At 40.6% G+C, this 22853-nt stretch carries 20 protein-coding genes and 2 pseudogenes; 18 read left to right on the plus strand and 4 right to left on the minus strand.

Features of this window, described 5'->3' with window-relative positions; genetic code table 11:
* Window positions 1-57: 57 nt before the first annotated feature.
* Window positions 58-1077 (plus strand): annotated as a pseudogene (gene tnpC / locus ACX6CI_RS06745) (IS66 family transposase); the annotation flags it as partial.
* A 5-nt stretch (window positions 1078-1082) separates the two neighbouring features.
* Here tnpC and ACX6CI_RS06750 read toward each other — a convergent pair.
* Window positions 1083-2288 (minus strand): ISL3 family transposase, encoded by a 1206-nt coding sequence (locus ACX6CI_RS06750; RefSeq protein ID WP_458777400.1) that lies wholly within the window; start codon window positions 2286-2288, stop codon window positions 1083-1085.
* A gap of 122 nt (window positions 2289-2410) precedes the next feature.
* Here ACX6CI_RS06750 and ACX6CI_RS06755 point away from each other — a divergent pair, with 122 nt between their 5' ends.
* Complete coding sequence (locus tag ACX6CI_RS06755; RefSeq protein WP_458777401.1) at window positions 2411-2983, plus strand: IS66 family transposase; 573 nt, start codon at window positions 2411-2413, stop codon at window positions 2981-2983.
* A 7-nt stretch (window positions 2984-2990) separates the two neighbouring features.
* Here the strand turns inward: ACX6CI_RS06755 and ACX6CI_RS06760 are convergent, their stop codons facing one another.
* A complete protein-coding gene (locus tag ACX6CI_RS06760) occupies window positions 2991-3878 on the minus strand; it encodes a hypothetical protein (RefSeq protein ID WP_458777402.1) in 888 nt (295 codons plus the stop codon).
* A gap of 392 nt (window positions 3879-4270) precedes the next feature.
* Between ACX6CI_RS06760 and ACX6CI_RS06765 the strand changes: the two genes are divergently transcribed.
* The 10 genes from ACX6CI_RS06765 (at window position 4271) to ACX6CI_RS06810 (ending at window position 13831) form a co-directional block, all read left to right on the plus strand.
* Entirely contained in the window at window positions 4271-4609 is a 339-nt protein-coding gene (locus ACX6CI_RS06765) for a hypothetical protein (RefSeq protein WP_458777403.1), read from the plus strand.
* Between the two features lie 485 nt (window positions 4610-5094).
* Complete coding sequence (locus tag ACX6CI_RS06770) at window positions 5095-6528, plus strand: thiolase domain-containing protein (protein ID WP_458777404.1); 1434 nt, start codon at window positions 5095-5097, stop codon at window positions 6526-6528.
* Window position 6529: 1 nt separating this feature from the next.
* Window positions 6530-7120 (plus strand): Zn-ribbon domain-containing OB-fold protein, encoded by a 591-nt coding sequence (locus ACX6CI_RS06775; RefSeq protein WP_458777405.1) that lies wholly within the window; start codon window positions 6530-6532, stop codon window positions 7118-7120.
* Between the two features lie 34 nt (window positions 7121-7154).
* Window positions 7155-8324 (plus strand): isovaleryl-CoA dehydrogenase, encoded by a 1170-nt coding sequence (locus tag ACX6CI_RS06780; protein WP_458777406.1) that lies wholly within the window; start codon window positions 7155-7157, stop codon window positions 8322-8324.
* Between the two features lie 140 nt (window positions 8325-8464).
* The gene (locus tag ACX6CI_RS06785) at window positions 8465-9178 is read left to right on the plus strand and encodes a DUF6639 family protein (RefSeq protein ID WP_458777407.1); all 714 of its coding nucleotides are present in this window, start codon (window positions 8465-8467) and stop codon (window positions 9176-9178) included.
* A gap of 167 nt (window positions 9179-9345) precedes the next feature.
* Complete coding sequence (locus ACX6CI_RS06790) at window positions 9346-11268, plus strand: alpha/beta hydrolase (RefSeq protein WP_458777408.1); 1923 nt, start codon at window positions 9346-9348, stop codon at window positions 11266-11268.
* A gap of 189 nt (window positions 11269-11457) precedes the next feature.
* Window positions 11458-12006, plus strand: a complete 549-nt coding sequence (locus ACX6CI_RS06795) for a hypothetical protein (RefSeq protein ID WP_458777409.1) — start codon at window positions 11458-11460, stop codon at window positions 12004-12006.
* Between the two features lie 123 nt (window positions 12007-12129).
* Window positions 12130-12843, plus strand: coding sequence for a tRNA (adenine(22)-N(1))-methyltransferase (locus ACX6CI_RS06800; RefSeq protein ID WP_458777410.1), 714 nt, complete (start codon window positions 12130-12132; stop codon window positions 12841-12843).
* Window positions 12844-12869: 26 nt separating this feature from the next.
* On the plus strand, window positions 12870-13415 hold the full coding sequence (locus ACX6CI_RS06805) for a protein N-terminal glutamine amidohydrolase (protein WP_458777411.1): 546 nt from the start codon (window positions 12870-12872) through the stop codon (window positions 13413-13415).
* 11 nt (window positions 13416-13426) lie between these two features.
* A complete protein-coding gene (locus tag ACX6CI_RS06810) occupies window positions 13427-13831 on the plus strand; it encodes a PaaI family thioesterase (RefSeq protein WP_458777412.1) in 405 nt (134 codons plus the stop codon).
* A 760-nt stretch (window positions 13832-14591) separates the two neighbouring features.
* On the opposite strand, the gene ACX6CI_RS06815 is transcribed toward ACX6CI_RS06810, so the two are convergent.
* Complete coding sequence (locus ACX6CI_RS06815; RefSeq protein ID WP_458777413.1) at window positions 14592-15773, minus strand: IS91 family transposase; 1182 nt, start codon at window positions 15771-15773, stop codon at window positions 14592-14594.
* Window positions 15760-16634: pseudogene (locus ACX6CI_RS06820) on the minus strand (site-specific integrase). The gene ACX6CI_RS06815 and the pseudogene ACX6CI_RS06820 overlap by 14 nt, the downstream one beginning before the upstream one ends.
* Before the next feature lie 254 nt (window positions 16635-16888).
* On the opposite strand from ACX6CI_RS06820, the gene ACX6CI_RS06825 reads away from it, so the two are divergent.
* The 6 genes from ACX6CI_RS06825 (at window position 16889) to ACX6CI_RS06850 (ending at window position 22758) form a co-directional block, all read left to right on the plus strand.
* Window positions 16889-17479, plus strand: a complete 591-nt coding sequence (locus tag ACX6CI_RS06825) for a hypothetical protein (protein ID WP_458777414.1) — start codon at window positions 16889-16891, stop codon at window positions 17477-17479.
* 198 nt (window positions 17480-17677) lie between these two features.
* Window positions 17678-18325: a hypothetical protein gene (locus ACX6CI_RS06830; RefSeq protein WP_458777415.1), complete on the plus strand. Its 648-nt coding sequence runs from the start codon at window positions 17678-17680 to the stop codon at window positions 18323-18325.
* Between the two features lie 74 nt (window positions 18326-18399).
* Entirely contained in the window at window positions 18400-18909 is a 510-nt protein-coding gene (locus ACX6CI_RS06835; protein WP_458777416.1) for a hypothetical protein, read from the plus strand.
* A gap of 513 nt (window positions 18910-19422) precedes the next feature.
* The gene (locus ACX6CI_RS06840) at window positions 19423-19848 is read left to right on the plus strand and encodes a hypothetical protein (RefSeq protein WP_458777417.1); all 426 of its coding nucleotides are present in this window, start codon (window positions 19423-19425) and stop codon (window positions 19846-19848) included.
* Window positions 19849-20164: 316 nt separating this feature from the next.
* Entirely contained in the window at window positions 20165-21538 is a 1374-nt protein-coding gene (locus ACX6CI_RS06845) for an FAD-binding oxidoreductase (RefSeq protein ID WP_458777418.1), read from the plus strand.
* Window positions 21535-22758: a (Fe-S)-binding protein gene (locus tag ACX6CI_RS06850; protein WP_458777419.1), complete on the plus strand. Its 1224-nt coding sequence runs from the start codon at window positions 21535-21537 to the stop codon at window positions 22756-22758. Before ACX6CI_RS06845 ends, ACX6CI_RS06850 begins: the two co-directional genes overlap by 4 nt.
* Window positions 22759-22853 lie beyond the last annotated feature (95 nt).

The following is a 22853-nucleotide window of genomic DNA, read 5'->3' on the forward strand; positions in this document are numbered from 1 at the left end:
GCTGATTAGCCCTCTAATACCTTGAATTTTTATCCGGTTTTTGGTAATGTTTTGTCTATGAATTTAGACACTTCGACATTGCCGGATGATCCTGTTGAACTCAAGAAAATAATCCTCGAGTTGCAAGACAAACAACAGAAAGAACATGACGCTTTTCACAAGCAGATTGATTTGCTACGCGAGGAACTGCGTCGCGCTTATGCGGAGTTGTTTGGTCCAAAAAGTGAGGTGTTTAAAGGTAAAAGTCCTCAATTGCCGCTGTTTGATATGCCAGAGCCTGAGGATGTTGAAAAAGAAGCTGATGAGGAGCCTGTTGAGATAGCTGCCCACTCTAGGAAAAAGCAAGGTAGAAAACCTTTGCCGGATGCTTTACCTCGTGTAGAGGTGATTCATGATATACTTGAAGAAGAAAAGGTCTGCTCATGCGGTTCCCAGCTCAGCAAAATAGGCGAGGAAACTTGTGAAAAGCTTGATCTTATTCCTGCCATTATCCGGGTTATCAGGCATATCAGACCAAAATACAGTTGTAAATCCTGCGAAGGTATTGAAGACGAAGGAGCTACAGTAAAAATTGCTCCCGTTCCGCCTCAAATAATCCCAAAAGGAATCGCAAGTGGTGGGCTTCTTGCCCATATTCTTACTGCAAAGTTTGAAGATGCACTGCCCTTTTACCGCCAGGAAAAACAGTTCACCCGGTTAGGTGTCGATCTTGGTCGAGCAACCATGTGTAACTGGGCAATGAAGGTTGCTGAGCATTGCCAACCGTTACTGAGTTTGCTTCACAGCGAGATCTTGTCGGGACCTCTTATCAATGTAGATGAGACAACGGTTCAGGTTCTGAAAGAACCAAACCGTTCACCGACAACCAAATCATACATGTGGGTATTTCGAGGTGGTCCGCCGGAATCTCCAAGTGTATTGTACCAATATCACCACGGTAGGGCTGGAGAGATTGCCAATACATTTTTGCGCGATTATCAGAGAGCGGTACAAACTGACGGGTATTCTGGTTACAACTTTCTCGATAATAAAAAAGGCGTGATCCATGTGGGATGTTGGGCTCATGCCAGAAGAAAGTTGGTTCATCCGGCAAACGAGTACCTAGGCGTATGAAGGTGATATAGCCGTAATTTGAAATACTCCATATCACGAAATCCATACACCTGTCGTTTTAGGGTTTTGATTTTGTTGTTTGTACCTTCAACCACCGCATTGGTAATGTGATGTTTGAAGTAATTGAGAATTTGTTTTTTATATTTATTCAACGTCAATCCAAGTCTTATAAATGGCTTAATCCCAGAATTTAACGCATCAAAGCACCATGAGTAGAGAAATTGTTCAGCGAGGTCCTGGTTTTTGAACATCCAGAAATAGCGCAGCAGTTCTTTCATTTTATACATATAAAAGAGCGGTTCATTCGCATCAAGTAACGGCTGTAGTTTTGCCTTACTCTGATCTGTGAGGTTTGAGTAATTTCGTAAAAATAGAAACTTGCTCCCTTTCAGAAAGCTTCTGTCTTTTTCATCAAGTTGAGCCTGAAGATCCTTGCGTAGGTTATCAACGGCCCGATTTACAAGTGCAGATATATGATAGTGATCAAAGACAATATCAATGTGGCCGAGATTTTCATTGATTGCCTTAAAATAGCTCTGGCTCATATCGACAGCAACAGCTCTGAGGTTAGTTGCCTTTTTACTGAGTTTTCGAAGAAATGGCGAAACAATCTCAGAAGATCGACCTTCAACCGCATGGATTATACGACCACTTTGTAAGTTAACGAATATGGTCATATACGAGTGGCCTTTTTTAATACTGAATTCATCAATACCGAGATAAATCAGATCAGTATAGCTCTGCTTTCGATACATTACCTCCAGCTTTTCTTTGTGAATTTTCTTTACGAGGTCCCAGCCTACATTGAGGTAGTCGGCAACAGATTTAATTGTCGAGAACTGTAACAAATCTAAAACAGTCAGTGCAAAAGCACGAGTGTAACGTCTATTACCATTCATAAATGGCAACCGTGGCCAGCAAAGATTACCGCAATTTTTACAGCAGATTCGATGCATAAGTAATTCGAGAACACAACGTTTACGCCCTGTAGGAGGTAGGTGAAAATATCGTATTTTCTTTCCCTTGAAGATCACATCACCGCTTTGGCAAAAGGAGCATGACTTGATGGATGCACCCATCTCCGCTTTAAAAATGATGTTGTTACCAATGTATTTGGTAGCACGATATTCTACCCCCTTAATATTGAAGGCATGGTATAGTAGTGATGTAGACATGACATGATTTCCTTTGAGGAGATGGTTGCTGGTTTCGTCACCGAACAACCTGATTCATGTCATGTCTATTTTCAACTTATATTAGATGCAGGTACTCGTTTACCGGATGAACCAGAAAGTTTATGGAGGCAGAAAAGGCGAGACCTAAAAATGCCAGGCCTGGCAGTTCAACTGTTGCTTTAAAACATATCCAGACTTTATATGGCGTTGAGAAAAAAGGAAAGAAGCTGGGACTTTCTGGTAGAGAACTTGTCTTATTGCGTGAAACAGAAGCGCTGCCTAATCTTGAAAAATTTCGTAAATGGCTAGAAAAGAAATCCCTTACTGTCACTCCGAAAAGCCTCTTGGGTAAAGCTGTTAGCTATACACTAAAGCAATGGCATAGGCTTGTTGCCTATATCCATCATGGAGATGTAAGCCCTGATAACAACCTAGCTGAGAACGCTATTCGTCCATTTGTTGTTGGTCGTAAAAACTGGCTTTTTGCTGGAACACCAGAAGGAGCTCGAGCCAGCGCTGCAATTTACACACTTATTGAAACTGCCAAGGCTAATAAACTTGACGCGTACAGATACCTCAGATTTCTTTTTGAGAATCTGCCACTGGCGCTAACCACCGAAGACCACAAAGCACTACTACCATCACAGGTTTCAGCAGAACAGATATCTCCAGTTAAAGACCTCAGTGTGGTTTAATAGGCGGTTACGTATAACTTGTTTTTATTGGTTCAAGGCCAGGTGCAAAGGTATATTGACAGTCCTTAACTGAAACTCTGGCAATAAGATTCGTAAGTATGGCGGCAGGATCACTCCATGGCACAACCCCTTCCAGGGTTTCAAGAGTATAACTACTCCCTGATAAATAGGTCGTTATCCAGCGCTGTATGGTGGAAGGGAGTCTAAATAGATCAACTACAGGTTTAATGGACTCCAGTTTTGCGGTCTTTGTGTTTTTAAAACTGATTTCTTTGCTATCAGCTGTGATATCAACGGTGATTGGAAGATGATTGGCAATGTCTGCAGATATTGTTCCGGTAATCTTGCCCAGTGTGGAGTCGAATATCAGGTTACCTTTTGCAATGGTATTGAAATGTTTGATGCTGAGTTCGGTGATATTGGCAGATAGTTTATCAGCTAAAAGGTTGAGACTTGATTGAAGTTTGATTCCATCGGTGAATAGATTGAGAGAATAGTTATCCATTGTACCATTCTGACTCAATTCAAATCTTCCATTCCTTCCCTCTGACTCAATTGATTCAATCTTTATATCTGAAAAAAAACCTACAAAAAAATGAGCTAGTTTTAGACTTTTCCTTATAAAATTTAAGTCTAGCGGTGTCTCTTTGTTCTTGACTTTAGTGGGTTCTGTAAATGTAACTCTACTTACTTGTAAGGATAGTTTGTCGACCCAGATGAGAGAAATTTTTTCAATCGAAAGATTGTTGATGGTGAGACTGTCGAGATAAACACCTTTTTTTAGTAGGGTGAGTGAGTAGAGGGAGGTGAGACATCCAATAAATATAAGGATGAAAAATATAACAATAATCTTGTGGTGTTTAAATCTGTTTTTTTGTGCTGTTAAATTAGTCAATATACCACCGTTGTGTAGGCACGATATTTAGAAAAAAATTTATCAAAGAAAGAAAAATATTGTAGGGCTATCTTCATGGACTGTTGTATCCCTTCCATGAAGGTCGTGATTGTTATTATACTGCATTTTCAATCAATTGGTGTATAAAGCTTTTATTGATGAAAGACGAGTTAAAGCTCTGCACAGCTATAAATTAACATTCTATAATCCTACCAGACCTGTTTTTTATGACAGGTTTACCTGGGTAAGGTACTAACCCCGATAAACCGGATAATGAAAAAGTACCGTTTCTCATGTTTGTCTGTTACATGTATCATAATTGAAGATATCAATTTTCAGAAATCTGGTCCCGAGCAAGAGAGGGGCGTATAAAATATTTAAATGAGAGTTTTATGAAGTTAAATGACCCCTTCGGACGAATGGCAAGCCGGCACCAACTTGGCTATGAAGCAATGCGTGATACTCTACGAAAAAATGGTATAAATACAGCCAGTGAAGCGATGGAGATCATTGACCGATCAAAAAAGCGCGCTGTACAGTACATATCTGTTGCAGTGGTTGTACTCCTGCTGCTTACTGTTATTTCTATAAAGTGGCTGCCAGTCACCTTTAGTCTCGGAGTTTTTTTTAGCGTTTGGATAATCACCTCTACAACAAATGGTCAACGATACATCAAGCGATATATTGATGAGGACTTGGCGAATGAAAAGACCCATTCTTCAGGTAAGTAAAAATCTAACCCCGATGAACGGGATAAGTGCCTCGAAGGTCTCACTACGTTCACTATCTCTGGTGGTAAAACTAACCTTACGATTTATATATCAATTCCTTAGTTTCTTGCTTGAGCAACTCTTTGTAACGTTTTCTTTTCCATCGTTTCGAATTCGATCATTTTCATACGTATTCTGCAGGTACAAAATTCAGCAATTTCTCTCCCTCAATAATATGTGATAGAATTAATGTACGATGAGACTATGTCCATTGCATTTTCAGTGGGTGAATAAATCTAAGTTTCGTGAGACGTTGAATAAATGGATGTTGCAAACGAGAACCCTGGCAACATATAGGTGTGTCGCTGTTGTAGGGCGCAAACTGTACGTTCAACCTGCGTATCTTTACGATTGTTCAATTGTATAGACGCGATGGTGAACAATGGCACCACTCGTTAAGCAATATCCACATCTATACCCGAACCTCAATTAAAGGAGAGCAAGGTATGATACGATTTAGCAAACAACAATTGAAAATCCCACGCCTGCTAAGACCTGTCTATATGGTTACAGCAGGCCAATCTAAGTTCGATAGGGCTATCCCAGAGAAAAAAACTGAAGAGCTCTGTATCGATGCGTTCACAATGGCAGCTCGATTAATCGAGATATCTCCTGCTGAACTCAAAAGCTATATTCATAGTTGTTATTATGGGCATTTTGCTGATCACTTTGGAGATCAACTTCTTGGGGAATCAGTTATTCACGACCGTTTAGGACTTGATCCCTTAGGCAATGTTGGCATAAAAACAGGTGGTGCGACAGGGGGCTCAACCCTATGGGAGGGTTTAAAGACTGTTGCTTCAGGTTATTCGGACTGTGTTCTGGTGATGGGCTGGGAGCGGATGGATGAGGTGCCTACAGATGAGGGGAATTTTCTTATCTCCTGTGCCGCAGATAAAGATTGGGAGTCTCCGTTAGGACATATCTATACCGGCTACTATGCCGTCATGGCCCAGCGGTATTGGCAGATATTTGGTAAGTCAGAAGAATCATTTAGAAGAACTCTTGCAGAGATAGCTGTTAAACATCATGGGTATGCGAGATTTAATCCATTTGCCCAATCGCCCATGGATATAACGGTTGATGATGTACTCAACTCTCCGGTTGTGGCATACCCACTTAGGGCGCTTGATTGTTGCCTGATGAGCGTTGGTGCCGCCTGCACCATACTTTGTGATGAAGACACAGCAGTTAAGCTTACGAAGAACAGCAGCAATAAACCATTAAGGATGTGGGTCTCAGCAGGCTCCCATACTCTACGACCTGCGGATCGACTCCATATGGATATACCTCTGCTGCCTAACGAAATTGAAGACCAATATAAGGACCTTGGTAAACGCTTTCCTGGAGGTGATAGATATCCGGGCTTTACAGGATTTTTAGCAGCGCGAATAGCTGCATACTATGGTTATGGTATGACAGGGGTAACAGATCCTACTGAAGATCTGGATGTAGTAGAACTGCACGATGCCTTCACAATAAGCGATGTTCAGAGTTATGAAGATCTGGGAATTAGGACCTACGGTAATGGTCGTGATTATGTGGAATCAGGAGATTGCTATCACACCAACCCCCATACAGGAAAGCCTGGTAAACTGCCGTCTAACCTTTCGGGTGGCCTTTTAGGTTGTATGCACTCTGTGGGTGCAACCGGGATTATGCAGGCATTTGAAATTGCATTGCATATCTGGAACCGGTGGGATGAGTTACACGGTGATGAAAAAATCTGGGAAAGTTTTAACCGGAAGAAACCGGCTGATTGGACAAGCCTTCAGGTGAAAGATGCACGGCGGGGTATGGCTGTGAGTCATGCTGGGGTCGGGTCCCATGTGACAGTGACTATTCTAATGGATCCGGATTATCTGATACAGGAGGACTGATATGAGCGTATTTGGCCAGGTAAGTGTGAAAAATAACAAATACAAACCACAAGGTAGTTTTCATCAAGTCATTAAAAACTCTCCAATACGAGATGCTGATCACAACTGGAGATTGCTTGGTGTAACAAAGCCTCGGGCTATGACCTACATGCATTCATATGGTGGCGAAGCTGTCTTTTTTGAGTCATTACCAAAAGGTAAGCTGCTTGCAACACGGTGTGATAATACGAATTGTGATTCGACAGGGATAGTATATCTGCCTTTTCGAATCCATTGCCCGGATTGCTTGTCCCAAAATAGTATCATTGACATCACAAGCATTGCCAAAACTACTGCTACAATTCATACCTTTATGGTGTGTGAAAGATCAGGGGCTTTTAGTATGCTCGAAAAACCTATTAAATTTATAAATATTGAAATTGATGGGGTGGCTACTATTTTGATGAGTTATCTCCTCTTGGGAGAACCTGTATTTGGTAAAAGAGTAGTGCCGATATTTAAGACCACCGACCCCTCATATACAATACTTGACCTGTCATGGGTGGTTGAGGGGACAACCGTAAAAGACTTACCAGAAGGGTTCTGTTTTTAGAAAGATAGAAAGAGCGTGATAAAGGAGAATGAATATGAATTTTCCTCAACTGCAATTTGGCTTAGATGAAACGGCAACCTTACTGAGGGACTCTGTACAGAGTTTTGCTAAAGGGGAGATATCTCCGATTACTGAACAAATTGAAAACAACGAAGAGATCCCGAGAGAACTATGGTTAAAAATGGGAGATATGGGGCTCCTTGGGATAACTGCAGATTCGCAGTTTGGTGGTGCTGAAATGAGCTATTTAGAACATGTTATAGCTATGGAGGAAATCAGTCGTAGTTCAGCATCTGTGGGTCTTGCATATGGAGCCCATTCTAATCTTTGTGTTAATCAGATACAGCGAAATGGAACACAATCTCAAAAGGAAAAATATCTTCCCAATCTCATTTCTGGCAAACATATAGGCGCTCTTGCAATGAGTGAGGTGGGTGCAGGTTCAGATGTCGTCAGTATGACTATGTCAGCTCAAAAACGAGGAGGCAATTTTATCCTCAGTGGCAGTAAAATGTGGATTACGAATGGACCAATTGCTGACATCTTTATTGTCTATGTCAAAACCTCACCAAAATTAAAAGCGAAAGGCATTTCAGTTATGATTGTTGAAAAGGGGATGGATGGATTCTCAACCGGACCACAGCTCGACAAACTTGGTATGCGTGGATCATCTACCTGTGAACTGGTATTTGATAGTTGTGAGGTTCCTGAAGCAAATCTGTTAGGTATAGAGGGCAGGGGCATTGAGGTTTTAATGAGTGGACTTGACTATGAAAGGCTTGTTTTAGCAGGAGGCCCCTTAGGGATTATGGCAAGTTGCATGGATGTAGTGTTGCCCTATGTGCATGAAAGAAAACAGTTTGGCAGGGCCATTGGAGAGTTTGAGTTGATGCAGGGAAAGCTTGCTGATATGTATTCCACCTGGAGCGCATGTAGATCATATGCCTATACGGTTGCTAGAGCTGCAGATACTGGAGCAAAGATTCGAAAAGATGCTGCATCAGTTATTCTCTACTGTGCGGAAAAAGCAACGTGGATGGCTCTTGAAGCCATCCAGTGTCTAGGCGGTAATGGATACATTAACGAGTATCCAACAGGTCGATTACTTCGGGATGCAAAACTCTATGAAATTGGAGCAGGTACCAGTGAAATACGGCGGATGCTCATAGGCAGGGAACTCTTTGCTGATACAATGCCACAGTAATACTATGGGCGTAGATATTAAATTACCTTACTACCTGGATAGGGGGTGTGTTACTGTTTTCGTCCCACTATGTCTAGTCATACATCTGGTCGAGTGGGCTTTTTGTTCAAACAAGTGTGTGGGGGAAAATAACGAAGCGTATGGACAGAGACTCGTTTAAACAGGCCATAATATACATACTCTTTGTAATCATAGTTTCTTTATATGTTGTGTCACCAGTCAACGCACTTCAGTATAGCTGTGAAGAGACACCAGGTGTTTTCGTATCTGCACCAAATGACGACATGGTCAATCATGTTTGTAATGCAGCTGACCGAACCATACGATATCTTCGGAAATATAATTTAGAGCCCAAAAGAGACATATACATAGAGGTAATAGAAGAGATTATTAATCAAGATGGTTACAAGGCGTTTGGAAGCTACGATCGCCAACGTGATCGAATTCAAATGATGTCATTACCAGCAATATTACAAAGCAGTACATCTCCAACGATGTACAATATGCCGTTTGATGAGGAACACTATATTGGGGCTTTAGCCCATGAAATCACTCATGCGATCTTTCATCACAACTCTGATAGCGTAGAAGAGAAGTGGAATAACGCAGCGCAAGAATATCTTGCTCATACCACCCAAATTGGTGTTTTGTCCGCACAAAGACGAACTGATATAATCAACTCTGAAGATACTGGCCCTTGGGAGTCAGGAGATGAAATAAGTGTGACTTACATGGGGTTTAATACCACCGGTTTTGCAGTAAAATCTTACCTCCACCTGACACAGATGACTGATCCACAGTCGTTTGTACAGATTCTCATCAATCACAAATGGTTATATATATCAGTGCCCTGATGGTCCTCCAATAAAGAAGATGAATGGCAGTAGGTTGCGAATCTAGTTTTAGTTTGTTTTATTGAAAGTAACTGAAACATTTTGGTAACCAGGCATTTCACCTTCGTTTCCCTGGGCTCCAGTGGACTTGCTGAAACTCCTGTTACAATACGAATTGGAGATCCACTATGACTCGATTGAAGGCATATATACCGTCGATTTTTCAAAGAGTGAGCCTCATTCTTGTCTTAGTCTGTTTTTTTTGCACGGGCTGTGCACTTATAAAACTAAAAGAAGAAGAAAAAAAGTCTCAAGAATCCACCAGTATAATCGGGCGTATTCATACCAATGTCTTAGGTAATGGGCCGATTATAGTCGCTGCTTGTTCAACAAATGGGGATTATGAAATAGCTCACTATACGGTTTTGCATGGTTCCGGTGAGTATGAACTCATGGTCGGCCAAGGAGAATATTACGTTTTTGCGTATAGGGATAAAAACAGCAACCTAATGTATGAAGAAGGCGAGCCTGCTGGACAGCATGGTGGCGCAAAGAGAATCAACGTCCCGGCAGTTGGGGTTGTTTATGATATTGATATCAATATTTCCGATGCAGGTATCGATATTGTAATACCCCATGGGACAGAAATATCATCTGTTAAACCAGAAGAACTACGTAGCAGGCAGGCGGGTGCCATAGTGAGTTTAGATGACGAACGGTTTTCTGAAGAGTATGGGGCAAAAGGATTTTGGGAAGGTTGGTCCTTTTATCGCCAGTTTGGTGGGAATATCTATTTTCTTGAAGAGTATGATCCTGAAAAAATTCCGATTCTATTTATTCACGGAGCGACTGGGACACCGAAAGGCTGGCGTTATTTTATAGATAATATCGATAGAAACCGATTTCAACCGTGGCTGTATTATTATCCGACAGGCGCTCGTATCGAAAGTATGTCACACCTGCTGCTTTGGAAACTGACCAATCTTCAAACCAAATACCAATTCAATACAATCTATATAACGGCACACAGCATGGGAGGGCTGCTCGCAAGATCTTTTCTCACCAAGTACGGTCAGGTATTTCCCTATGTTGATCTGTTTATCTCGCTGGCAACACCATGGGGTGGTGATAGGATGGCCGAATACGGAGTTCAGCAATCTCCTGCGATCGTTCCAAGTTGGATTGACATGCAACCGGAAGGTGACTTTATCGAATCGTTGTATCGATCAAAACTACCTGAAAACACAAGTTTTTATATGTTCAGTGGGCATAGAGGCAATCGTAATCCATTTCGTTCCAATAATGATGGAACTATTACGATGTATAGTTTGCAGGACCTGAGAGCCCAGACAGAGGCAAAGATGAATTATGTCTTCGATGAGGACCATACGAGCATCATATACAGTAAAGAAGTATTGGCACAGTATAATATTATATTGAATGAGTTTGGAGAAACAGAAGAAAGCGAGTCAACTCCTCGAGGGGGGCAACTCAAAGTAAATGTTTCGTATAGTTATGAGTTCGAGGGCATCAGGCCCAGGCCAATACTCATACTTCGGTCTAGCCAAAATAAAAATACGGATATAGTTACATACCTCAGTAGCAACGATAATGATAAAATTGTTGGCCCTTTTCCTCCGGGAGAATATTTGGCCAGTGTTGTTACCATGGCTGGAAAAACAATTGAAAAGGCTATTCATGTGACTGTGGAAAGCGATACAATAAAAGAGTTAGACTTTGTATTTACGCCGGATGGCGCTATACGTGGTTGCGTTGTCATGCCAATTGAAAAAGATGATAAGGTCGTGGGAATGCCGGATTATAACTATAGATTGGCCGACAGAAAGATCAAAATAGACTCGATTACACTGCATGGCAACGGGGTTAATAGAACTCTTCAGCAAATTGAAGGGGAAGATATTAATAATTATGACTGGGCTATTTTACGTTCCGATATCTGTTACAATAAATGTTTTGGTTTCTTTGGCTTACCGGCTGGAGATTATACACTGACCATTAACGCACAAGGCTGTATACCGAGTATCAAAAAATATAGTGTTCAACCTGGCGTCCCTGTATATTTCAGGACCACTGAATTGACTCCTTATTGATTTTTGAGAAGTAATATGCAACCAAACTGTTGGCTTACTACTACCACCATTAAATCAACACTCATCAGTCAGTTACAAAACAGGGGTGAAACTGATGATAATTGATGGTGATTTTCTAAAACTAACAAAGGTTAAAACAGTATTTTACAGGCCTTGCTTGTTATCGCTGGGCCACGAGCAGAATAAAAAATGGATTTCACAACACAACAAATACTTGAGCAATACGTATTAGGAAAAGACAAGGATCAGTATGTTGTATTAGAGGCTATCTTTGCTGATTTTGCAGAAGTTGAATTTGAAATTCGTTCGGAGAAAATTTCATTTCCTAAAACAGTTAAGGGTAACAAAGATATAGCGCGAGTTTTGTCGAAGGATTTCAATAAAAGCTATGAACGTGTCAGAACCTATTATTTAGAAGGTGTAGAGCAAAACGCCAACAGTATAGACAATCAACCGTGGTTGGTTGTAATGAAGGAGGTTGGCAACGATGTAACACGTGTTGGAACCGGATATTACAATTGGATACTACGCAAGACCGAAAATGGCCTAAAAGTTACAAAACTGAAAATCTATATCCATGAAATGTTAGAATTAGATGACTCAAAATCTGTTATGCTAGAAGACATACAGCGTAGTATTGATTATCCATGGCCAGCTTTTTTATCAGTGACCAACACCCTAAAGCCTTATGGAAAATTATGTGTCGTTTCAAAATATATACATAAACACAGTAGGTGATGGGTCGTTGCAGCAATTTATAATTGGCCTTTTACTCAATATTACTCCTGCCTTATTGGCCCAGCCAACCTGATATGTATTGCAAAGCATCAGCCATCACACGTCGTTAAAGAAGGTAACCTTTTGAAACTCGGCAAAAGATTGAAGAAAATTGAGTCGATGGTTACATCTGACTACACTCACATCTGGGATTGTTGTTGTGACCATGGCCTATTGGGTGCAACATTAATTTCCCGGCATGCTGCACCGCACATTCACTTTGTTGATGTTGTTCCCGATCTTATGTGCGAACTCCAAATAAAACTGCAGCGTTATTATTCGAATTCATCCACAAATTGGAAAATTCACTGCCTGGATCTGGAAGCATTATCACTGGACCAATATGAAGGGAAGAGCATCGTCATTATTGCGGGAGTGGGGGGTGACCTCATCACTCAGTTTGTCACTGCTATTCATCAGAGACAGCCAACAACACCCATTGATTTCATACTGTGCCCTGTTTATCATCAATTTACGCTACGTCAGCAATTGATTGAGCTTAATTTTAGTCTTAATGATGAAGTGTTAATCGAAGAGAATCGGCGTTTCTACGAAATTCTACTGGTTTCTTCACCTTCAAAAAGAGACGATACATTTTCCACTATTTCACCGGTTGGGGAGTTAATTTGGAAAAGCGATACCGATGAACAGTCAAAAATTGCAACCGACTATCTCAATAAAACTCTTAATCATTTTCAGAGAATTAAACGAGGGGGTGGTTCCGATGTTCAGTATATTATTGATGCCTATCTCTATGTCGCGCAAAAGCATAACATTCAGCTTCGGTTATCTGAATAATTCAAACGATAGACAAATAATGATCGATGATACTCACCGGCATCAAATACAGTGAATTATTTTGTGAGGAAAATATCTGGCATTTGTGCCAGCATGCAGAGCTGGTTGAGTTTCCCAAATATGTTCTTTTCATCTCAAACGCCAGAAAACAATGTCCGTTCTGGTTTCAGAAATCTGCACCAGCACAAGGATTCGTCTGTTGGGATTATCACGTCGTGTTAGCTGTGAAGATGGTAGATTGGAAGATATTTGATCTGGATACGACACTATCTTTCCCAATAGGGTTGAAAGAGTATGTATCGTTTACTTTTAAGGGAATGGCAGGTATTCATCCAGGTTATTTCCCCAGTTTTAAGATTATTGATGCTCGAAGATATGTAAGGGAATTTTATTCTGATCGAAAGCACATGAAAGATGAGATGGGAGAATGGCTCAGTCCAGCTCCAGATTGGTCGTTAATCCTCGGCAATAAAATGCTATCCATTGATGGTTTGTTTGATTTTACTGGTTCAAGCAAGCAAGAGATATATAGCTTACCTGATATGCTTTATTATCTGTATAAAGAGATATAAAACGGTGATATATGAATATTGAAGAGGCAAAAAACTATTTTGCAAAAGATCAATATGCTGCTCTGACAGGAGTTGAAATAGTCACCGTAAAAAAAGGGTATTGTAAAGCTCGTATGGTCATCGAAGACAAGCATATGAACGCCGCAAATGTCGTTCAGGGTGGAGCTATTTTTACTCTTGCGGATTTAGCGTTTGCTGTTGCGTCGAACAGTCATGGTCAGCTTGCACTTGCAATTAATGTCAATATTTCCTTTTTGAAATCTGCATCAGTTGGGATCCTTTATGCTATAGCCACTGAGGTTAAAGAGCCCTCAAGACTTGGGGCCTATGATGTGTTGGTAACCGATGATGAAGGTGAGATCGTTGCACGATTCAACGGGATGGTTTATCGCAAGAACATTCAAATACCGGGCTAAAGTCTGTACACACAATGTAATCATTTTGGGGCGTGTTGAGGTCAAAAGAATTGTTCTTCCACTACTATTGCATTACATCAAGTACTATGCGCAGGGACGTAATGTTTCAATACCATGACAGTTTTAATTTTTGGAAATGGAATATTTGGGTGATGTTAATGTCGGCAGACAATAATGTTTGACCAAAACAAGGCTATTCCTCATGTTTTTAGTCAGGGGATATGACTAAAGTTTGACCATTTTTTCCACTTAGAACAAATTTCACACAAATTTAGTGACAATAAAGTTTGACTGTTTTCAGAAAAAGTCGCTCGATCGTCAGTTACTATCAAGCATGTTGCCTGACAGGATTTATGAATAGGTTTATCAAGAGTTGCGGTCAACGCTGCTCTCGGAAGTAGGCAAAAGTACGACTTCTTTTGTATCTGTTCTCTTCAGTTTACTTCCCGCAATTATTGATAAACCTGTAGAACTGGACTGCGGTGTAGGCTATTCAGGATGAGTTTTTTTTCTATGGGGATTTAATGGAGGGCTGGCAGGAAATACAATGGTGGATCATGCCAGTTTTCTCGAAACAAAAACGCTCATGAGAGCTGAACTTTACTGAAAAGCGATATTTTTGTGAGAGAATCGTCAAGTTATTCCGTTAAATCGATAAATTGAGTGTTTTGAGGAACGTATTACTCTGAAGTAGACGCACCTCTCCTGTTAAAGCTGGAACTTGGCCATTTAAGACTCCAAGCTATTGCTGAAGCAACAGTCAGGATGTATCTCGTAACAGGTTGGGCAGCTCTTCAATGCACACCATTTTTCCTCTACCACACTCAGGACAAAGAGACACATCAACTCCCGTCAGTCGTACCATCATCTCTTGTATTGTTTCTGAGGATTGTTCGTGTATTTGGGCCTCAGGATCAATCAGTTTTCGGAGTAGCGGAATACATTTTTTTTTGTTCGCATGACCAAGAAATCCAAAGTAGCGGATTTTCATAAAACCCCGTGGCAGAATATGTAACAAGTAACGCCGGATGAACTCTGTTGCTTTGAGGGTAAGAACTTTAAGAGTGTTCTCGTCACTACGATCACGATAATTGAAAGCAACCTTGTCAGCTTCAATCGAGAGAATTCGATTATTTGTAATAGCAACCCGGTGCGTGTAACGACCAAGATATTCGAGCACCTGCTCTGGTCCTCCGAAGGGTTGTTTAGAGTAGGTAATCCATTGCTTTCCCTTCAGTGTAGTAACCATTTTTAGAAAGATTTCCTTGTTAACAAACTCAGAAGCCCTTCCATTAAAGACCAGTAATCCCTGGTTGTAAGCCAGCTCAAATTTTCGTAGGTATCTTTTCCTGAATTCTTTTGCTAAAGATTCCACTTTGAAAAGATAGTTCTTTCTGGCTGGAACCCATCTTGTCCTATCAAATGAAAGAACCCCTGCCGGGATAATGCAATGCAGATGAAAATGATCCATGAGCTTCTGGTTCCATGTATGGAGTACAGAAATAAAACCAAGTTGCCCAATGAGCCGCCACTGTGAATCAGCGGCAAATACCTGGAGAGTTTCTTTAACGGCAGTGAATAATATAGCCAGCAGGATTTTCTGATTACTCAGAATAAGTGGATTGAGTTCGTGAGGCAAAGTAAACACGTTGTGAAAATATGGGCACGGCAATAGCTCGGATTTCCTGGAATTTAACCATTTCTCTTTTACAAGAGTCTGGCACTTCGGACAATGCCTGTCCCTGCATGAATTATAGGCATTCTTTTCAAATCCACAGTGATCGCAAGCTGCAATATGGCCACCAAGGACAGAGGTCCGACAGATTTCAATATGGTACATTGTTCTAGCCTGCTGGCCGGATAAGAAGTGGGTACGTCGGTAATCATCCCCATATTTACGGAAAATATCTGCAAGCTCTGGTTGTCTTTTATTTCTTTGCATGGTCGCCCTCCTCTCTTAGCTCAAGAAAATCAAGGGGACTTTTAAGTTCAGCGAATCTGGCAGGAACTATGTGGAGATAGAGAGCGGTAGTCTCTATTGATGTATGTCCAAGGAGCTGGCCGATTGTGTACAGGTCATAGCCGTTGTACAACAGGTGGGTTGCGAATGAGTGCCTCAGCGTATGTAGGCTGCACTCTTTGGTTATGCGAGCTTTTTTTTTGCACGGTAGAAAACTCTGGAGACAGTTGATGTTGACACAGGAGCATCAAGGCTCTTTCCTGGGAAAAGCCACTGACCTGGAGTGTATTCACGCCAGTAATTGCGGAGTTCAATAAGAAGATTCTCAGACAAGACAGTATAGCGATCCTTTTGCCCTTTACCTTGTTCAACTCTGATCATCATTCTTGATGGATCACTTTCAATATGCTCTGGTTTGAGGTGGACCGCTTCTGAAACTCGAAGGCCCGCACTATAAATTGTTTTAAGCATAACCCTGTGCTTGAGGTTTTTTGTACAGGATAGCACTCGGCTGACTTCTTCCATACTCAGTACGATAGGTAATTTTTTACTTCGAACCCGCGGAGGCAAACCAAACCGGTCATCAACCTTACGTTTGCATAGATGCCTGAAAAAATATAAAATGCCACACATGTATGAGCTACATGTAGCCCATGACAGCTTACGTTCAAGGACAAGATACCGGAAATACATATGAACTTGACCATTGGTCAATTTCTCAGGGGATTGGTCATAGTAGTTCGCCAACCCTTTGACACCATTTATGTAACTTCTCTGGCTATGCTCGGAGAAACCGGCAAGCTTCATGTGTTCTATCAATTTAGCTCTGACTGCAGTACTCATAATGTACCTCCTTTGTTTAGTGGATAAGAAAACGCCTTAAGTTCTTATCGACCCAAGAGGTACACTATTGAATGTAAATCAAGATGGGGAGGTGGGGTTTTCCGCGTAGCGGTTCAGTTCTACTTTCAAATCAATCATTTTAGCCGGTGACCGATACTGCCGTGCTATCAACACCCTTGCCTGACAAACATTCTTCCTGTATAACCACTTCAAAAGTTTTCTTTATAGCTTCTTTAGTACTTATAAAAAGGATAATGATTGATTTGAATATAAGTTACCTTAATCAAGGAATAATATCTACAGAATATCTAGATACAGGATTAATATCTGTAGATGAAAATGTGATTCATTTTGGTAAACATGGAAACAAAACACTCTTTTTTTTGGTTTTATTAACTGGATTGCCAACGTTATTGTTTATGATATTCTATCTTATTCCGATCGCAAATGATGATCTACTAAAGGTTTTTTTAATTCTTGTGACAGCTTACCTCGCATGTCGTTTTGGGATGCCACTTACAGATATGTTTTTTCGCAACCAAATTGATGTTGATTTTGTAAAAAGAGAAATATTAACGACAAACGTTTTTGGGAAGAAGAAAAAATGGCTTATCCAAAACCTGAGTAATATTAAATTTTCTCATGGAGTGTATTGGGGAAGTAGGCGTCATTTCTATAAAATTATATTGATTGATCAAAAAAAAAAGTTCATTGTTATACGAGGTATACCTTTTGAAAAGGAGGCTCGGAATCTTTGTGCAATATTAAACACTTTCACGTGTTTTGTCGTTGGCGAGAAGAAATGCGACAACATACAGGTGCTTAAAGATTTATCGCTGATATAGTCGATATGATAAGAAAATAAAATATATCTGCTTGCATCAATTCAGCAGCCCTGTCATTGGAAGTATGGCTTCGAACCTACTCCGTTGATGGTATTCGCTCAGAAAACTCAACGTTTGCGATTTCTACTTTTACAGAAGAGGCATTAAAAAACACTTGGGCAAAATTTACATTTTTTCTATTAAATAATAAGTATATATATGAAGATTTTTCTGAATAAAGGTATCTGGTGGATCACTATTTCCTTGGCAGTAAATTTACTATTGAGTGGTGGTTACATGATGTTATACTCATCAGGCCCTGAATCTTTTTTAAGCTTAATTCTTCTTTTTCTCGCATTTGGATTCGGAGCAATTGCAATTGCTTCGAATCCAGTTTATCAGACACCAATACTTGTTGTGGATGATGCTGGCATTTCAATTGATAGTGCTTCACTGGAGATAAAAAAATTACCTTACTCTGAAATTCAAAAAGCTGAGTATAACCGCCCCGGGGCCTTAGTGCTGACTATACCTAAACTACATAAGTACAAGGACATTTCAAAAATAGACACGCTGTTTGGTATCGAAAAAACTGTTTATATCGGTGCTCGCAGCACTGCTGACTCGACCTATCGAACGTACAACATTGACTTAGAATACGTCGCTCATTTGATATCCAGCAAAATTGTTTCTCCTCACGTTCCGATTAATAGTTTGGCAAATGATCCGTCGATAACTGGTTTTAAGAAAAAATTTTCTTCCTCGCGAGTTACTTCATGTATCAGTATTGCTCTTTGCCTTTTCATTTGTTTCAGTACAATAGACATGCTTTTTTTCAGAAGTTGGTCAACTCCATTTCCACACTGACATAGTGTTGATAGTACTTTCAAAACGGTATTGATCTCAATCAACGGACGTGCCGTGGTTTAAGGAGATTAATAATGGTTCAAGCCTGCCACACATTCTTATTTGGTTTTGTCTTATATTTAGCATGCATGGTTTCACCACTTGAAATAATAGCGGGGGAAAGTTCTTTTCTAAAAATCTACCAAGGTGGGTACAAAATTAGTCGTCAACAAGATTTCCCCATTGTCGGTAGTACCGCTCTCGTTTTCAAATTAAACTGCGACTTCCCGCCAAAGAAAGTTATTGAGTTTTATGACAATATTTTTGAAGTAACTAATACAAAACCATTTGATAAACTCAGCGCTACTAGGAAATGGAGAACCTATCACAAGTACTACAAAGGGAAAATGTATCGCACAAATGAATATCTCGCATCTTGGTGGGACACAGAGAACAATTTTTTATATTCGTTAAATCTGAGATATACGACACTTGCTAAAGTCACTACGGATACAACAGAATTAAGCATATCTCTTCAACAGGTGCCGTTCACTGAAGATGATTACTCTATGCTTCAAAAAGATATTGCAACATTTGATGAGTAGCAATGACAGCTATCAAACTACAATTTACTCCATTTCTGACAACCCTAATGTAAGGTATTACTTTCCTTTAGAAGTCTAATAAATCTGATTAAATGACGAGTAAAACTACAATTCGGCTCATAGCTAAAATCGCGACTATATTAATGGCTATTTCAGCAGCAGCTTTATTCTGGGTTCGAGATCTACGTTTTTTGTTAGTCCTTATACCGTCTACAGGTATTTACTACTGGTATAAGAAAAATTACACCGATCAAAAAGAAGAACTTGAGGATTTTGCAACGAAATCAAGTTTACTGTTTCTTGTTATCCCAATCGGCATTTTGTTATCAGGCTGCATATTTGTTATTGGATGGATTATTTATAGTAATATTTTCAGATAGGTGTCGTTGTGTAAAATGCTCCATTTCTGGAAACACTGGGTGTTAATAGTACTTTCTTAACGGTACTGGCATCAATCCATTTATTATGCAGTTCTATCATACCGTTATTAATAGAACTTAGGTGAATATATAGATGAAAGTTAATTTGAAAGATATTGTAGAAAACCTGCTAAAATGGCTTATCCCTCTCTATATTTTAAAGATGATGTGTGATGGGATTGCTGCCTATGAAATGCAGCAGATTAATGGATTTTCTATAGAAGCTGACCTTTCAGCAGTGAAGTCAAAACTTGTTTTATTGCAAGCTGTTGAGGTTCTGCATAATTTGGTGGCTGGTGTTTGGATGTTTAAACAAGCAGGTAATGCTGGATTAAATAAATATATTTGGGGAATATTCGGTTTGGCAAAGCCGTTTTTCGGGCTTTTAGGATTTATTTTATTGATTATGCACAGAAATTTTGAAATCGATCGACCTGCAAGTAATGATAATATTCAGAGTCATGCAAATAATCAAAAAGCTCCTCAGACCTGCTCCATTTCCAGACAGTCTAAGTGTTGATAGTACTTTCATATGAACAATTGAATTGAATTAAGGTGAAAAATGGACAAACTTTATTGTCACTTTGCCGTTTTGGTCAATCTTTAATGTAAGTGGCCAAACTATATTGTCTGACGACAGTTAACCGCAGAAAAAATACTGGGCTGGATTCCCCTGTTTAAAATAAGGTTCAAAGCCGGGCAGTTCAGAGCCTGGAAAAGTTTATGACGAAATGAGAACGGTAATGTACACTGTTGATTGCGGCTCATTGTTGAGTGAGGCAGAAACATATGTAGTTGTACTGTGTTCTATTGAAAGGATCATAAGGAGAAATTGAGTGCTTGCCGAAAATGTAAAAAGTGAATTGATAGCGATCACCGGAGAGGATCAGTACAGGGACTCGATAGAGATACGTTCCTGTTATGGGTATGACTCATTTCTTGAAGAAGCTCTCCCCGAATGTGTCATCTTTCCTCACTCAGCAGAAGAAGTTGCAGGACTGCTCCGAGTTGCCAGTAAGTATGGAGTTCCTGTAACGGCTCGTGGGGCAGGTACAAGTGTGTGTGGGGCTCCAATTCCACTCAAGGGTGGTATAGTCCTCTGTCTTACTAAAATGAACAGGGTGCTTGAAATGAACACCCGGGATAGATACGTAATCGTTGAACCCGGAGTTATTAATGGAGATTTACAAAAAACATTAGCTCCCCACGGTTTTTTCTATCCACCTGATCCTGGTTCCATAAACATCTCTACAATTGGAGGAAATGTGGCCCTTAACGCCGGTGGCCCCAGATGTTTAAAATACGGTGTTACCATGGACTATGTTCTAGGCATGGAGGTTGTTTTACCCTCAGGAAAAATTATTACCGATGGTAGCAGGAATTCAAAGGATGTCACCGGGTACAATTTGAAATCTCTATTTGGTGGCTCGGAAGGAACGCTTGGTATTATTACCAAGGTTATCTTACGTGTACTTCCTATTCCAGAGACAACCAGAACAGTGATGGTAAGCTTTGACAATCTTGATAAATGTGCATCCGCAGTCTCGGAAATTATTGGCAGCGGTATTCTGCCGGTTGCGATGGAACTTATGGACCAATTAACAATCAAGGTCATTGAAGACAGTGTAAAACTCGGTTTAGATACTCAGGCAGCTGGTACGCTGCTTATTGAGGTTGATGGCTTTTCGGAAACGATTGAGAGGGAGATGGGCCTCATAAGAGAGAAAGTAAAAGAGTGTGGTGCTATATCTGTACAGGAGGCTGACACAGCCGAAGACAGAGACAGACTCTGGCAAGCTAGAAGGTCTGCCTATCCGGTTTTTGCTAAGATTGGACCAGATATAATCACTGAAGATGTGACCGTTCCTGTAAGTAAGGTACCGGACATGATTAGAAACATACGTGAAATATTAGGAAAATACGATATTAAGGCTGGGTTGCTCGCCCATGCTGGTGATGGAAATATGCATCCATTGATTCCTGTGGACCGAGATAATCCTGAGCAGATGGCCAGGGTAAACAAGGCAATTGGAGAGATTTTTGAGTCTGCAGTTCCCCTAAATGGAACCTTGACCGGTGAACATGGTGTAGGGCTTGCTAAAGCTGAGTACCTTCCCTTGATATTAGATGAGAACACGCGCGAGTTCATGTCTACCATCAAAAAGGCTGTGGATCCCCAAAATATTTTAAATCCAGGTAAATTTGTATGAGCACTAAGACAGCCAATAAGTGTGGTAAGTGTGGATTCTGCCTGGCTGTTTGCCCAGTCTATAGCGCCATGGGCGAGGAACAAGTTTCACCAAGGGCCAAAATTCAACTTATACGTTCTTTCAATGAGGGGAACCTTGAGTCTTCTGAGCTGCTGAAAGACTTGATGTCAAAATGTTTGATGTGTGGATCGTGCACAGCTCATTGCCCTTCAGCGGTGGATCACTATCCACAGTTCATGGGAATGCGATCAAAAATGATCAAAGACCATAGTGAAAGGGTAGAAATCAGGAGCCTTGTATACATGCTGGCCAAGGAAAGGAGATTGAAGTTTGCAGTTTCTTTGGCAAAGATCGGTCAAAGTCTTACGCCTAGAGGTGTGGCTGATAAATGTAAGCTTGCCAATATTCCTATTTCAAAATTTCCCACACTCAATGACAAAAGTTTTCGTAGACAGATTGGTACTATTGTCGAACCTGAAGGTGAATATAAAGGTACAGTTTTGTATTTTACAGGGTGTGCAACCAACTACATTTTTGAAGATACAGGGTACGCAACTGTTAAAATCCTCAATAAGATGGGGTATAGAGTTGTAATTCCTGCATCTCAGGTATGTTGTTCAGTGCCGATGCTGTTGCATGGCGCGGTGGAGCAAGCAGGGGAGAATATCCAGACTAATGTAGACTGTTTTTCTGTCGATGGAATTGAGGCGGTGATTGTGGATTGCCCCACATGTGGATCTACCATAAAGAACGAATATCCAAATGTCATAGGCACGTTTGATGGGGATGTGGAAAAGGCCAAGATATTGTCTGGAAAGATTGCAGATATTATGTCTTTTATCTACGAAAGATGGGATATGTTGGAGTTTGATACGTTAAAGGTAGAAAACAGTGAGAAGGTGACCTATCATGCCCCCTGTCATTTAAAAAATGTCTTCACGCCATCTGATAGGATTTTTGAAAAAATCAAAGGGGTTACGTATAACTCTGTTCCGGACAGTAGCGAGTGTTGCGGAGGTGGCGGTACGTTCTTCTATGAATATCCTGAAGTCGCCTCAGTACTCGTTGGCCGAAAAGTCGCAAGTGCTGCCAGGAGTGGAGCTGATTTATGGCTCACTGACTGCCCGGTGTGCCGGATAAACCTCGATGCTAATCAGACAACAGAAGAACATCTGGAGCTTATGCATCCCGTCCAGTTTCTTGAGTCTTTACTCGTTTAACGTGTTTGAACCTGATACTCGTAGGCAAACGCGTTAAACAGTTATAAGTATTTTAAGAGAAAACAAATAATGCCCTGTTAAGGGTGAAATCTTAA

The organism is Desulforhopalus glucosivorans (assembly GCF_054397165.1).